12 protein-coding genes are annotated in these 13,905 nt (G+C 72.6%); 8 read left to right on the top strand and 4 right to left on the bottom strand.

Translation table 11 applies throughout. The features are described from left to right. Nucleotides 1-109 precede the first annotated feature (109 nt). The 8 genes from OG906_RS10585 to OG906_RS10550 all read left to right on the top strand — a co-directional run bounded on the left by OG906_RS10585 (nucleotide 110) and on the right by OG906_RS10550 (nucleotide 10,809). On the top strand, nucleotides 110-2,062 hold the full coding sequence (locus tag OG906_RS10585; protein WP_329442049.1) for an acyl-CoA dehydrogenase family protein: 1,953 nt from the start codon (nucleotides 110-112) through the stop codon (nucleotides 2,060-2,062). A gap of 112 nt (nucleotides 2,063-2,174) precedes the next feature. Further along, on the top strand, nucleotides 2,175-3,437 hold the full coding sequence (locus OG906_RS10580) for a hypothetical protein (protein ID WP_329442047.1): 1,263 nt from the start codon (nucleotides 2,175-2,177) through the stop codon (nucleotides 3,435-3,437). 20 nt (nucleotides 3,438-3,457) lie between these two features. After that, entirely contained in the window at nucleotides 3,458-4,711 is a 1,254-nt protein-coding gene (gene dxr, locus OG906_RS10575) for a 1-deoxy-D-xylulose-5-phosphate reductoisomerase (RefSeq protein ID WP_267797563.1), read from the top strand. Then, nucleotides 4,708-6,009, top strand: coding sequence for a M50 family metallopeptidase (locus OG906_RS10570; RefSeq protein WP_329442045.1), 1,302 nt, complete (start codon nucleotides 4,708-4,710; stop codon nucleotides 6,007-6,009). The genes dxr and OG906_RS10570 overlap by 4 nt, the downstream gene beginning before the upstream one ends. Before the next feature lie 206 nt (nucleotides 6,010-6,215). Further along, entirely contained in the window at nucleotides 6,216-7,373 is a 1,158-nt protein-coding gene (gene ispG, locus OG906_RS10565; protein ID WP_267797561.1) for a flavodoxin-dependent (E)-4-hydroxy-3-methylbut-2-enyl-diphosphate synthase, read from the top strand. A gap of 147 nt (nucleotides 7,374-7,520) precedes the next feature. Further along, nucleotides 7,521-8,366, top strand: a complete 846-nt coding sequence (locus OG906_RS10560; protein ID WP_329442043.1) for a GNAT family N-acetyltransferase — start codon at nucleotides 7,521-7,523, stop codon at nucleotides 8,364-8,366. Between the two features lie 133 nt (nucleotides 8,367-8,499). Continuing rightward, nucleotides 8,500-9,072 (top strand): GNAT family N-acetyltransferase, encoded by a 573-nt coding sequence (locus tag OG906_RS10555; protein ID WP_267797559.1) that lies wholly within the window; start codon nucleotides 8,500-8,502, stop codon nucleotides 9,070-9,072. Nucleotides 9,073-9,114: 42 nt separating this feature from the next. Further along, complete coding sequence (locus OG906_RS10550) at nucleotides 9,115-10,809, top strand: proline--tRNA ligase (protein ID WP_329442040.1); 1,695 nt, start codon at nucleotides 9,115-9,117, stop codon at nucleotides 10,807-10,809. A 50-nt stretch (nucleotides 10,810-10,859) separates the two neighbouring features. Here OG906_RS10550 and OG906_RS10545 read toward each other — a convergent pair whose 3' ends face one another. From OG906_RS10545 to OG906_RS10530, 4 genes are read right to left on the bottom strand one after another with little or no spacing between them, the layout of a single operon-like run. Then, nucleotides 10,860-11,774 (bottom strand): slipin family protein, encoded by a 915-nt coding sequence (locus tag OG906_RS10545; RefSeq protein WP_329442038.1) that lies wholly within the window; start codon nucleotides 11,772-11,774, stop codon nucleotides 10,860-10,862. A 42-nt stretch (nucleotides 11,775-11,816) separates the two neighbouring features. Beyond that, complete coding sequence (locus OG906_RS10540; RefSeq protein WP_329442037.1) at nucleotides 11,817-12,719, bottom strand: aminoglycoside phosphotransferase family protein; 903 nt, start codon at nucleotides 12,717-12,719, stop codon at nucleotides 11,817-11,819. 16 nt (nucleotides 12,720-12,735) lie between these two features. After that, nucleotides 12,736-13,200: a ferritin-like domain-containing protein gene (locus tag OG906_RS10535; RefSeq protein WP_329442035.1), complete on the bottom strand. Its 465-nt coding sequence runs from the start codon at nucleotides 13,198-13,200 to the stop codon at nucleotides 12,736-12,738. Next, entirely contained in the window at nucleotides 13,197-13,817 is a 621-nt protein-coding gene (locus OG906_RS10530) for a hypothetical protein (RefSeq protein ID WP_329442033.1), read from the bottom strand. The genes OG906_RS10535 and OG906_RS10530 overlap by 4 nt, the downstream gene beginning before the upstream one ends. Nucleotides 13,818-13,905 lie beyond the last annotated feature (88 nt).

Raw genomic sequence — 13,905 nt, 5'->3', positions numbered from 1 at the left:
CGGCCGGACGCCCCTTTTCAGGGCGCACGAAACGGGTACGACTCACCAGGTAGCACCGACCGGCATCCGGAAAGTCAACCGACTTCGGCGGCGAGGTGAGTCCCCTCTCATGTCCGCAACACAGCCCAGCGGCACCCAGCCCAAGGTGACCGAGCGCGAGGCACGGCAGGTCGCGGAAGCGGCCCGGGAACAGGACTGGCGCAAGCCCAGCTTCGCGAAGGAACTCTTCCTCGGGCGGTTCCGGCTCGACCTGATCCACCCCCATCCGCTGCCCGCCGACGAGGACGTCCGGCGCGGGGAGGCCTTCCTGGCCCGGCTGCGGCAGTTCTGCGAGACCGGGATCGACGGGGCCCGCATCGAACGCGAGGCGAGGATCCCCGACGAGACCGTGCGCGGACTGAAGGACCTCGGCGCACTCGGCATGAAGATCGACCCCAAGTACGGGGGCCTCGGTCTCACCCAGGTGTACTACAACAAGGCACTCGCCCTCGTCGGTTCGGTCAGCCCCGCCATCGGGGCCCTGCTCTCCGCCCACCAGTCGATCGGCGTCCCCCAGCCGCTCAAGATGTTCGGCACCCAGGAGCAGAAGGACACCTACCTGCCCCGCTGCGCCACCACCGCCATCAGCGCCTTCCTGCTCACCGAGCCCGACGTGGGCTCCGACCCGGCGCGACTGGCGACCACGGCGGTACCGGACGAGAGCGGCGACGCGTACCTCCTCGACGGGGTGAAGCTCTGGACCACCAACGGGGTGGTCGCCGACCTGCTCGTCGTCATGGCCCGGGTACCCAAGAGCGAGAACCACCGGGGCGGGATCACCGCCTTCGTCGTCGAGGCGGACTCGCCCGGCATCACCGTCGAGCACCGCAACGCCTTCATGGGCCTGCGCGGTCTGGAGAACGGCGTCACCCGCTTCCACCAGGTGCGGGTCCCCGCGGCCCAGCGGATCGGCGCCGAGGGCGCCGGTCTGAAGATCGCGCTCACCACCCTGAACACCGGCCGCCTCTCGCTGCCCGCCATGTGCGTCGGCGCCGGCAAGTGGTGTCTGAAGATCGCCCGGGAGTGGTCGGGCGTGCGCGAGCAGTGGGGCCGACCGGTGGCCCGGCACGAGGCGGTCGGCGCCAAGATCGCCTTCATCGCCGCCACCACCTTCGCATTGGAGGCCGTGGTCGACCTCGCCTCCCAGATGGCCGACGAGGACCGCAACGACATCCGCATCGAGGCCGCCCTCGCGAAGCTCTACGGCTCCGAGATGGCCTGCCTGATGGCCGACGAACTGGTCCAGATCCGCGGCGGACGCGGCTTCGAGACCGCCGAGTCGCTGGCCGCCCGCGGCGAGCGGGCCGTCCCCGCCGAACAGATGCTCCGCGACCTGCGCATCAACCGGATCTTCGAGGGCTCGACCGAGATCATGCACCTGCTCATCGCGCGGGAGGCGGTGGACGCCCACCTGTCGGTGGCCGGCGACCTCATCGACCCCGAGAAGGCCCTCGGCGACAAGGCCAGGGCCGGCGCCAGGGCCGCCGGGTTCTACGCCCGCTGGCTGCCCAGACTGGCCACCGGGGCCGGCCAGGTGCCGGGCACCTACCGGGAGTTCCACCCCGACGGCCACCCCGACCTCGCCACCCACCTGCGCTACGTCGAGCGGACCTCCCGCAAACTCGCCCGATCGACGTTCTACGCCATGTCCCGTTGGCAGGGGCGGATGGAGACGAAGCAGGGATTCCTCGGGCGGATCGTGGACATCGGGGCCGAACTCTTCGCGATGAGCGCGGCCTGTGTGCGCGCCGAGCACCTGCGCGCCGGCGGCGAGCACGGCCGCGAGGCCTACCAACTCGCCGACGCCTTCTGCCGGCAGTCCCGGATCCGCGTCGAGGAACTCTTCGGCCGGCTCTGGTCCAACACCGACGACCTGGACGGCAAGGTCGTCGCCGGGGTGCTGTCCGGCACCTACACCTGGCTGGAGGAGGGCATCCTCGATCCCTCGGGCGACGGCCCGTGGATCGCCGACGCCACGCCCGGCCCGTCCACCCGCGAAAACGTCCACCGCCCGCTGCGCTGACCTGCGAGGATCAAGGCGGGCCCGACGTGAGGAGCGATCCGCGCGAACGACCCGCACGCACGGGACGCGTACGAGCACCGGCACGAGCACGAGGCGGACGGGAACGATGGCGATGGCCGAGGACGACCGTCACAGCCGACGGCTGGCCTGGTGCGTGGCGCACCTGCTGCGCCACGCACCGGACCCCGTCACCGCCGACCTGACGGGCCGACTGGACGACACCACCCGCAAGTACCTGCTCCGCGACGAGTACCTGCCCGCCTCCCTCGTCACGCTCGTGCTGCGGCACGGCACCGACGAGGACCGGCGGACCGTCGCCCGCAACCCGCGCGTGTTCGGACGCCCGCTGCCGGGCCTGCCCGGACCCGCGCGGTACGCGGCCCGCCCCGCGCCCGGCCCGGAACTGCGCGCGGCCCTCGGCATCGGCCCCGGCCCGCTGGACACCGACGAACTGGTCGGGCTGCTGCGCGCGCACGGCGCCCGCCCCCGGCTCCCGCTCACCCTGCTGCGGCTGCCGCACACCCTCGACCCCGAACTGCTGCGCGCCCTGCACGCCCGCGACCCGTTGCCGCCCGGCGCGATCGAGGCGCTGCTGCTGGTCGGCGACCTGCCCCTGGACGTGTCCGTCGCGCTGCTCGGTGGCGCGCCGGGGCAGACGTACGGGCGCCGCTGGTACCGACCCGCCGTACGGGCCGTCCGGATGGGACGGCTGACCTGCGACGAGCTCGTCTCCCGCGTGACTCCCGCCGGGCGGACCCTGCTCCTGGCGAACCTGCCCGCCGGTCCGGGCGGGCTGCGCTGGAACGTGCCCGAACAGGCCGAGGTCCGCTCCGCCGTGCGGCGGGTGCTGCGCCCCACCCTGGGCGACGACCCGCGCTGGTGGCCGATCCTGAGCCGGCGGGCCGTCGGCTTCGGCGGCACGCTGCCCGAACTGGTCGAGGTGGTGGCCGCGCGGGAGACCCCGCCCGCCGGCTTCCACACCGGCCCCGAACCGGTCGGCGGGGTGGAACGCGAACTGGCCCTGGTCAGCCTGGCCGTGCCGATGGAGCAGGTCAGCGAGGACATCCGGTGGGTCCGCGACTGCCTGGACCGGGGCCTGCTCACCGGGGCCGACGTGATCCGCCACAAGGTGCCCGCCTGCTGGGCCCTGGACGAGGACCACTGGCTCGGCGACATCGACCACCCCGACCGCCACGACCGTCCCGAGGCCGTCCACTCGGCCCGCGCGGAGGCGGACCGGCTGTTCGCCGAGGCCCTCGGCGCGGACGCGGACGCCTGGTGGCGGGCCGCCCGCGCGCTCCCCGACTTCGCCGGGACGCTGCCGGAGCTGTTGGCCGGTGTGATTCAAGGGGACTCCGTGTCCAACCGCACTTGAGTTGCGGCAACAATGGGGGCATGAGCGACAGCCCAGCCCCCCTCGCCGATCCGCACCTCGTCTTCGACCCCGCGGTCGGCCGCCGGGACATCGTCATCCTCGGGTCGACCGGGTCCATCGGGACCCAGGCCATCGACCTCGCCCTGCGCAACCCGGACCGCTTCCGGGTGACCGCGCTGTCCGCCGCCGGCGGGCGCGTCGCGCTGCTGGCCGAGCAGGCCCGACGGCTGCGGGTCGCCGCGGTCGCGGTGGCCGACGAGGATGCCGTACCGGCCCTGAAAGAGGCGCTGAGCGCCCAGTACGGCGGCGCCGAGCCGCTGCCGGAGATCCTGGCCGGCCCCGACGCGGCGAGCGAACTGGCCGCCTCCGCGTGCCACACCGTGCTCAACGGCATCACCGGCTCCATCGGCCTCGCGCCCACCCTCGCCGCCCTGCGGGCGGGCCGGACCCTGGCCCTGGCCAACAAGGAGTCGCTGATCGTCGGCGGTCCGCTGGTCAAGGCGCTGGCGAAGCCCGGCCAGATCATCCCGGTGGACTCCGAGCACGCCGCGCTGTTCCAGGCGCTCGCCGCCGGCACCCGGGCCGACGTGCGCAAGCTCGTGGTCACGGCCTCCGGCGGTCCCTTCCGCGGCCGTACCCGTGCCGAGCTGGCCGACGTCACCGTCCAGGACGCGCTGGCGCACCCCACCTGGGCCATGGGCCCGGTCATCACCGTCAACTCGGCGACGCTGGTCAACAAGGGGCTGGAGGTCATCGAGGCGCACCTGCTCTACGACATCCCCTTCGACCGCATCGAGGTCGTCGTCCACCCGCAGTCCTACGTCCACTCGATGGTCGAGTTCACGGACGGCTCCACCCTGGCGCAGGCCACCCCGCCGGACATGCGCGGCCCGATCGCGATCGGCCTCGGCTGGCCCGAGCGGATCCCCGACGCGGCCCCGGCGTTCGACTGGACCAAGGCGTCGAGCTGGGAGTTCTTCCCCCTGGACACCGAGGCCTTCCCGTCGGTGGGACTGGCCCGCCACGTGGGCGCCCTGGGCGGCACCGCCCCGGCCGTGTTCAATGCGGCGAACGAGGAGTGCGTGGATGCCTTCCTGGCCGGTCGGCTGCCGTTCACAGCAATCATGGATACGGTCTCCGCTGTGGTAGATGAGCACGGAACGCCGGAGGCGGGAACTTCCCTGACCGTCCGGGACGTCCTTGAAGCGGAGACCTGGGCCAGGGCCCGGGCACGGGAGCTGGCGGCACGCGCCGCCGTGGAGGCGAGCGCATGACGATACTGCTGACCTTGATCGGTGTGGTCGTCTTCGTGGTCGGCCTGCTGGTCTCCATTGCCTGGCACGAGCTCGGCCACCTCTCCACGGCCAAGATGTTCGGCATCCGCGTGCCCCAGTACATGGTCGGCTTCGGCAGGACCATCTGGTCGCGGAAGAAGGGCGACACGGAGTACGGGATCAAGGCCATCCCGATGGGCGGCTACATCCGCATGATCGGGATGTTCCCGCCCGGCGAGGACGGCAAGGTCACCGCCCGCTCGACGTCGCCGTTCCGCTCGATGATCGAGGACGCGCGCTCCGCCGCGTACGAGGAGCTCCAGCCCGGCGACGAGGCGCGGCTGTTCTACACGCGCAAGCCGTGGAAGCGCGTGATCGTGATGTTCGCCGGGCCGTTCATGAACCTGGTCCTGGCCGTGGCGATCTTCCTGGCCACCCTGATGACCTTCGGCGTGAACACCCAGACCACCGTGGTCAGCAGCGTCTCCGACTGCGTCCTCCAGCAGAGCGAGAAGCGCGACAAGTGCGCCGCCGGCGACCCGGTGGCCCCCGCCAAGGCCGCGGGCCTGTTGCAGGGGGACAAGATCGTCGCGTTCAACGGCAGGGAGGTCGACGACTGGTCGGCGCTCCAGAAGGACATCCGCGCCACCGTCGGGCCGGCCACCGTCACCGTGGAGCGCGCGGGCCGACTCGTCGACCTGAAGCCCACCCTGATCGAGAACACCGTCGCCAAGACCGACGGGCGCGGCGAGTACGTCAAGGACCAGTACGTCACCGCGGGCTTCCTCGGTTTCGCCCCGGCCAGCGGGTACGTGGAGCAGTCCTTCCCGCAGGCCGTCTCCCGCATGGGCGACATGATGGAGTCCGGGGTCGAGTCCCTGGTGGCGCTGCCGTCCAAGATCCCGGCCCTGTGGAACTCCGTCTTCAACGGCGCCGAGCGCGACGTGAACGGCCCGATGGGCATCGTGGGCGCCGCCCGGGTCAGCGGCGAGATCTTCACCCTGGACCTGCCGCCCACGCACATCCTGGTGATCTTCCTGAACCTGGTGGCGGGCTTCAACCTCTCGCTGTTCCTGTTCAACATGCTGCCGCTGCTGCCGCTCGACGGCGGTCACATCGCGGGCGCGCTGTGGGAGTCGTTGCGACGCAACGTGGCCCGTGTCTTCCGCCGGCCGGACCCCGGTCCGTTCGACGTGGCGCGGCTGATGCCGCTGGCCTACGTGGTCGCGGGAGTCTTCGTCTGCTTCACCCTGCTGGTGCTCGTGGCCGATGTGGTGAACCCGATCAAGATCACCTGACGCGTCCGGTCCGATCTCCGGATCGACCGCTCATGCGAAAGTCGTACGACCGTGCGTAGGAGGCCGGGCACACATCGTGCCCGGCCCTTCGCGTTCGGGTGGCACACCCCCGGCGATGCGCGGGTCCCGCGCTGATTGGCGTAATCTCGAAGCCTGGAGCCCGCCGATCTCGGGACCTTGATCCACACCTTGGGGTTGCACAGCAGATGACTGCCATCTCTCTCGGAATGCCGTCCGTGCCGACGAAGCTCGCCGACCGACGGGTCAGTCGCAAGATCCAGGTCGGTTCCGTGGCCGTCGGTGGAGACGCACCCATTTCGGTGCAGTCGATGACCACGACCCGCACCTCCGACATCGGCGCCACCCTCCAGCAGATCGCCGAGCTCACCGCCTCCGGCTGCAACATCGTCCGCGTCGCCTGCCCGACGCAGGACGACGCCGACGCGCTGGCCGTGATCGCGAAGAAGTCGCAGATCCCGGTGATCGCCGACATCCACTTCCAGCCGAAGTACGTGTTCGCCGCGATCGACGCCGGCTGCGCCGCCGTCCGCGTCAACCCCGGCAACATCAAGCAGTTCGACGACAAGGTCAAGGAGATCGCGCACGCGGCCAAGGCCGCGGGCACCCCGATCCGGATCGGCGTCAACGCGGGCTCCCTCGACGCCCGACTGCTCAAGAAGTACGGCAAGGCCACCCCCGAGGCGCTGGTCGAGTCCGCGCTGTGGGAAGCCTCCCTCTTCGAGGAGCACGGCTTCGGCGACATCAAGATCTCGGTCAAGCACAACGACCCCGTCGTCATGGTCAACGCCTACCGCCAGCTCGCGGCCGCCTGCGACTACCCGCTGCACCTCGGCGTCACCGAGGCCGGCCCCGCCTTCCAGGGCACCATCAAGTCCGCCGTCGCCTTCGGTGCCCTGCTCTCCGAGGGCATCGGCGACACCATCCGCGTCTCCCTCTCCGCCCCGCCGGTCGAGGAGATCAAGGTCGGCAACCAGATCCTGGAGTCGCTGAACCTCAAGCCCCGCCGCCTGGAGATCGTCTCCTGCCCGTCCTGCGGGCGGGCCCAGGTCGACGTCTACAAGCTGGCCGAAGAGGTCACGGCGGGCCTGGAGGGCATGGAGGTCCCGCTGCGCGTCGCGGTCATGGGCTGCGTCGTCAACGGCCCCGGCGAGGCCCGCGAGGCCGACCTGGGCGTCGCCTCCGGCAACGGCAAGGGCCAGATCTTCGTGAAGGGCGAGGTCATCAAGACCGTCCCCGAGTCGAAGATCGTGGAGACCCTCATCGAAGAGGCCCTGAAGATCGCCGAACAGATGGAGAAGGACGGCATCCCGTCCGGCGAGCCCACCGTCGCCATCGGCGTCTGAGCGACCCCGCCGACACCGCCGAGGCCCCGGCCCGTTCCCGCAGCTCGCGGGCGGGGTCGGGGCTTTTTCGTGACCCGTGGGACCAGGCATCCTCATGCGACGCCGGGTACAGTTCGGGGATCAGCAGACTTGCATGGTGAGGCCCCAGTGTTGACGCAGACCACCACCCGGGTCCTTGAACCCGGTGATCTCGACGCCGCGCTCGCGGTCCTGGGCCGCGACCCCGTCGAGAACGCCTTCGTCACCTCGCGCGTCCAGGTCGCCGGGCTCGATCCGTGGCGCCTCGGCGGCGAGATGTGGGGCTGGTACACCGACGGCGACCTCCAGGCCCTCTGCTACGCGGGCGCCAATCTGGTCCCCGTCTGCGCCGGACCCGACGCCGTACGCGCCTTCGCCGACCGGGCCCGCCGCACCGGCCGCCGCTGCTCCTCCATCGTCGGCCCGGCCGAGGCCACCCGGCTGCTGTGGCAACTCCTGGAGCCCAGCTGGGGTCCCGCCCGGGACGTCCGCTCCCGCCAGCCCCTGATGGTCATCGAACAGCCCTCCATCGAGGTCCGTGCGGACCCCCTGGTCCGCCGGATCCGCAAGGACGAGCTGGACCTGATCATGCCCGCCTGCGTGGCGATGTTCACCGAGGAGGTCGGCATCTCCCCGCTCGCCGGCGACGGTGGGCTGCTCTACCAGGCCCGGGTCGCCGAACTCGTCGGCTCCGGCCGCTCCTTCGCCCGCGTCGAGGACGGCAAGGTCGTCTTCAAGGCGGAGATCGGCGCCGCCACCCCCCGCGCCTGCCAGGTCCAGGGCGTCTGGGTCGACCCCGAGTTCCGCGGCCGGGGGCACTCCGAGACCGGCATGGCGGCCGTCGTCGAGTACGCGCTGCGCGACGTGGCCCCGGTGGTCAGCCTCTACGTCAACGACTTCAACACCGCCGCCCGGGCCTCCTACCGTCGCGTCGGCTTCCGCGAGGTCGGCGCGTTCATGAGCGTGCTCTTCTGACACCGTCCGCCCCACCCGGCCGGCTCTCCCGCGACGCCCCGCTCCCGCGCGACCGCGGCCGGCGGCGCCGGAGCGGGCCGCCGGCCGCGAGGGCCACGTATCCCTCGCCGGGACCCGCGAGTAAGGTCACGGCATGCTGCCTACCTCCGAGGGCGACGACCCCGACCGGCCCGCCGGACTCCGCATCGCCGCCCTCGACCTCGCCGCCCGCGTGGACGAGGCCCTGCGCGTGCAGGCCGTCGCGTTCGGGCTCAGCGACGACGAGGTGGGCATCCGGCGCTACATCGTCCAACGCCACATGGACTGCCGGGGTGCCCGCGCCCTGGGGGCGTTCACCGAGGACGGCGTGCTCGCCGGATTCGTGTACGGCATGCCCAACGACCGCGACCACTGGTGGTCCACCGTCGTCGAACCGCACCTGCGCGCCGGCGGCCACGACGGCTGGCTCGACCACTCCTTCGTCATCACCGAACTCCACGTGCACCCCGGATTCCAGGGCCGGGGCGTCGGCCGCGCCCTGATCACGCGGATCACCGACACCGCTGCCGAGCCCCGCTCGATCCTGTCCGCCATCGACACCGAGAGCCCCGCCCGCGGCCTCTACCGCGCCCTCGGCTACACGGACCTCGCCCGCCAGGTGCACTTCCCCAGCGCAAGCCTGCCGTACGCCGTCATGGGCGCGCCGCTGCCCCTGCGCCGGCGCTGAATCCGTTTCGGGCTCCGCCCCGGTCCCCGATAGCCTCCCGTCATGTCAACGCAACACGTGCAGCGCATGTCCCGCCTCATGGCCAAGACCCTCCGCGAGGACCCGGCGGACGCGGAGACCCTCAGCCACCGCATGCTGGTCCGCGCCGGCTACGTCCGCCGCAGTTCCGCCGGCGTGTGGAGCTGGCTGCCGCTCGGCAAGCGGGTCCTGGACAACGTCTCGCGCGTCGTCCGCGAGGAGATGGACGCGATCGGGGCCCAGGAGGTCCTCCTCCCGGCGCTGCTGCCCAAGGAACCGTACGAGGTCAGCGGCCGCTGGTCGGAGTACGGCGACCTGCTCTTCCGCCTCAAGGACCGCAAGGGCGCGGACTACCTCCTCGGCCCCACCCACGAGGAGATCTTCACCCTGCTGGTGAAGGACCAGTGCACGTCCTACAAGGACCTGCCGGTCATGCTCTACCAGATCCAGACCAAGTACCGGGACGAGGCCAGGCCGCGCTCCGGCGTGCTGCGCGGCCGCGAGTTCCAGATGAAGGACTCGTACTCCTTCGACGTGAGCGACGAGGGCCTGGCCGAGTCCTACGCCCTCCACCGCGCCGCCTACCGGCGGATCTTCGAGCGGCTCGGGCTGAACCACCGGATCGTGTCGGCGGTCTCGGGAGCGATGGGCGGCTCCGCGTCCGAGGAGTTCCTCGCCCCGGCCGAGGCGGGCGAGGACACCTTCGCCGACTGCCCGTCCTGCGACTACGCCGCCAACACGGAGGCGGTGACCTTCGCCCTGACGCCGGTGGCCGGCGAGCACGGCCCGCTGGAGGAGATCCCCACCCCCGACACCCCCACCATCGAGACGCTGGCCGCCCACCTGGGCGTACCCGCCTCGGCGACGCTGAAGAACCTCCTCGTCAAGGTCGACGGCGAGATCGTGGCCGTCGGCGTACCGGGTGACCGCGAGGTGGACCTCGGGAAGCTCGGTGAGCATCTCGCGCCGGCCGTCGTGGAGTTGGTCACGGCCGAGGACTTCGTGGACCGGCCCGACCTGGTACGCGGCTACGTGGGCCCGCAGGGCCTGGACAAGGTCCGCTACCTGGCCGACCCCCGTGTCGCGCCCGGCACTTCATGGGTGACCGGCGCCAACAAGCCCGACACGCACGCCCGCAACGTGGTCTGCGGACGGGACTTCGAGGTGGACCAGTACCTCGACGTGGTGGTCGTGGCCCCCGGCGACCCCTGCCCGCTCTGTGGCGTCGGCCTCCGCCTGGACCGCGCGATCGAGATCGGCCACATCTTCCAACTGGGCCGCAAGTACGCCGACGCCTTCGGGCTCGACGTGCTCGGCAAGGAGGGCAAGCCCGTCCGGGTCACGATGGGCTCGTACGGGATCGGCGTCTCCCGGGCCGTCGCGGCGCTCGCCGAACAGACCGCCGACGAAAGGGGGTTGTGCTGGCCCGCCGCCGTGGCCCCGGCCGACGTGCACGTGGTCGCGGCGGGCAAGGCCGTACCGCTGGCGCTCGCCGAGGAAGCCGCCGAGGCGCTGGCCGCGGCGGGACTGCGGGTCCTCCTGGACGACCGGCCGGGGCTGTCGCCCGGGGTCAAGCTCACCGACGCGGAGCTGATCGGCGTGCCGTGGATCCTGGTCGCCGGGCGCCGCTCGGCCGAGTCGGTGGTCGAACTCCAGAACCGCCTGGACGGCACCCGCGAGGAGCTCCCGCTGGCGCAGGCGCTGGCCCGCCTGACCTGACGGCCCCGCCGGGGCGCGGGGGCCCGTCGGCCCGTGCCCCGGCTACCCGGCTACTCGGGTCCGGCCGGGGGCGGGTCGAGGGCCGGGGGCGCGTCGGTGTCCGCGGCCGGCTCGATGGTCGGCGCCGCGGTCGGGGCCGCGCCCGGCGGGACGGCCCTGTCCGCCGGCGGGACGGCCGGTCCCGGGGGCGCGGGGGCTGCGGGGGCGGGCGCCGCGCGTTCGAGGAAGCGCAGGAGCTCCACCGGGAACGGCAGGACCAGGGTGGAGTTCTTCTCCGCCGCCACCGCCACCACCGTCTGCAGGAGCCGCAGTTGCAGCGCCGCCGGCTGCTCCGACATCACCTCGGCCGCCTCGGCCAGCTTCCTCGACGCCTGGAGCTCCGCGTCCGCGTTGATGATGCGCGCCCGCCGCTCGCGGTCCGCCTCGGCCTGCCGGGCCATCGAGCGTTTCATGGTCTCCGGCAGCGAGACGTCCTTGATCTCGACCCGGTCGATCTGGACGCCCCAACCGATCGCCGGGCTGTCGATCATCAGCTCCAGCCCCTGGTTCAGCTGCTCCCGGTTGGACAGCAGATCGTCCAGGTCCGACTTGCCGATGATGGACCGCAGCGAGGTCTGGGCCATCTGCGAGACCGCGAACCGGTAGTCCTCCACCTGGATGATCGCGTCGGCCGCGTCGACCACCTTGAAGTAGACGACCGCGTCCACCCGCACCGTGACGTTGTCCCGGGTGATGCCCTCCTGGGCCGGCACCGGCATCGTCACGATCTGCATGTTCACCTTGCGCAGCCTGTCCACGCCCGGGACGACGAAGGTGAAGCCGGGACCCCGCACGCCCTCCCGGAGCCGGCCCAACCGGAACACCACGCCCCGCTCGTACTGCTTCACCACCCGGGCGGCGACGCCCAGGTACACCGTGATTCCCACGCCCGCGGCGATCGCCGCTGTCAGCAGTTCCTCGACCATGACGGCCCCCTGCCGGACATACCTACCTATGTACGGTATGCCCTACAACCAGGCCGCGAACTCCAACAACAGCTCGGCGTCCCGACGCCGTCCGGCGGCCAGCGCCCGGTTCCCCGACTCCACCGCGCGGAACACCGTCCAGCCCCGCAGCCGCTCCCGGTCCACGTCCAACGCGTCGGCCAGCTTGTTCACCCGCCGGCGCGCTCCCGACGCCCCCGTCGAGGAGGCGACCTGGTCCTCCAGTCGATCCCTGACCAGCCGCGCGAGATCGTAGGCCCGCTCGCCGACCACCGGGTCCGGCCCCACCGTCAGCCACGGCGCCCGCTCGCCGGCCAGCACCTTGCCCTGCCGGAAGTTCCCGTGCAGCAGCAGCTCCTCACCCGGCGCCGCCGTCAGCTCCTCGCGGAGCGCGAGCGCCGTCGAAGCCAGCGCCTCGACCTCCGGGGGAGCCTTCCGCAACGCCTCGGCCTGCCGCTCCGTGCGCTGCGCGACGGTCTCCCACCGGTGACCGGCCCCCGGGGCCACCCACAGCCGCCGGAGCGTGCCCGAGGCCTCCAGCAGCGCCTTCGCCTCCGGCAGCGAGCGCAGCGAGACCTCCGGGTGCAGCCGCTCCAGGAGCAGCGCCCCGTCCTCCTCGTGGTGGCGCGAGTCCAGGACGCGCACCGCCCCGAACCCGCCCCAGTGGGCGAGCGCCGCCAGCTCCCGGTCGGGCCGCGCCCCGGGGGGCGCCAGCTTCAGCGCGGCCGGGGTCCCGTCGGCGTACCGGACGAGGACCACCAGGCTGCTGCGTCCGCCCGGGGCCTGCACCCGCTGCGCGGCCACCTCACGCCGGTTCAGCGCCTCCTCGGTCAGCAGGGGCAACCGCCCCAGCCAGTCCGTGTCCCGCGTCGTCTCCGGCGTCTCGCCGAGCGCCCGTACCAGCCGCTGCGGCGGTTCGAAAGCCATGCGTGCGTGATCCCTTTCAGCTGGTCTGGGCTCGCTTCGAGCGTTCCGCGAGCCCAGGGAAGGCTACGCCGACACCACGCCAGCGTGCCGCGCGGACCGCCGCGGCGCTCAGCGCGTCGGCCGCCTCACGGCGCAACGGACCGTCGGATGCCCGCACCAGATCGGAGTACGCGCCGGCCACCCGGTCCTCGACGTCCCCGGCGAGCCGCTCGGCGTCCGCCGGGGTCCGCAGTTCGAACGGCAGGGCGTACGCGGCCTCCGACGGACGGGGAGATCCGCCCAGGTCTCGCACGGTACGGGCGAGCGAGTCACGGCGCGCCAGGTGTTGCCCGTACGCCTCGCGGGCCTCGGCCGATCGGGCCGACGCGATACGGGCGCCGATCACCCCGTAGGCGTACGCGGCTGCGTGCTCGGCGGCCAGCGCGGACTGCGCGGCCTCCAGCGGGCGGGTCGTCGTGGAGGGCTCGGGCTTCACGGTCATGCTCCCGGGGTCGAGGTCAGCAGGTACGCGTGGACCGCGCCGCAGGCCGCGACCGAGGCCAGCAGGCGCGCCAGCTCCCCGGGGGCGCCGGCCAGCGCGACGGTCCGGGTCTCGGCCAGACTCCGCTCGGCGTCCGCGAGTTCGGCCAGCGCGTCGGCGGCCTTGGGCGGGACCGGTTCGCCGGAGGGCGCGGGCGTGGCCGTCGCCGAGGCGGAGGGAGAGGCCTGCCGTTCGCCCGAGCGTCCGGGTTCGACGAACGCCAGGGCCGCGGGGTGCGCCGCGACGGAGGCGCGCAGCGGCGTGAGCCGCCCGGCCAGGTCCGGATGGGCGGCGATGGTCCTGTCGTAACGTTCCAGCAGCTCCTCGCTGTCACGAACGGCGCCCTCCCGCATCCGCCGTTCGAGTGACACCTCGGCGATCGCACCGGACGCGTCCCCGGCGTCCGAGCACCCGGTGAGCAGTGCGGCGCCGCCCGCGCCGACGGCCGTGACGAGCACGCTGCGGCGCGTGGGGCGCGGGGTGCGGGAGGGCCGACGGGGTCCGGCGGGCTCCGCCGACTCCGGGAAACCCGAGGTCCGCGCGGGCACGGAGGGCGGGCGTGGCGTGATCCAGGGCACGGTGACGTCCTCCGGAGGTGACGGCGGGGCGGGTGTGATCAAGGTACCCGGGGCCCGTCCCGGAGCGCGGACGGCAACACCCTCCGCG

The organism is Streptomyces sp. NBC_01426, assembly GCF_036231985.1.
Taxonomy (GTDB): Bacteria; Actinomycetota; Actinomycetes; order Streptomycetales; family Streptomycetaceae; genus Streptomyces.
The sequence above is the reverse complement of the archived record's forward strand: the minus strand, read 5'-3'. Positions and strand labels throughout refer to the sequence as shown.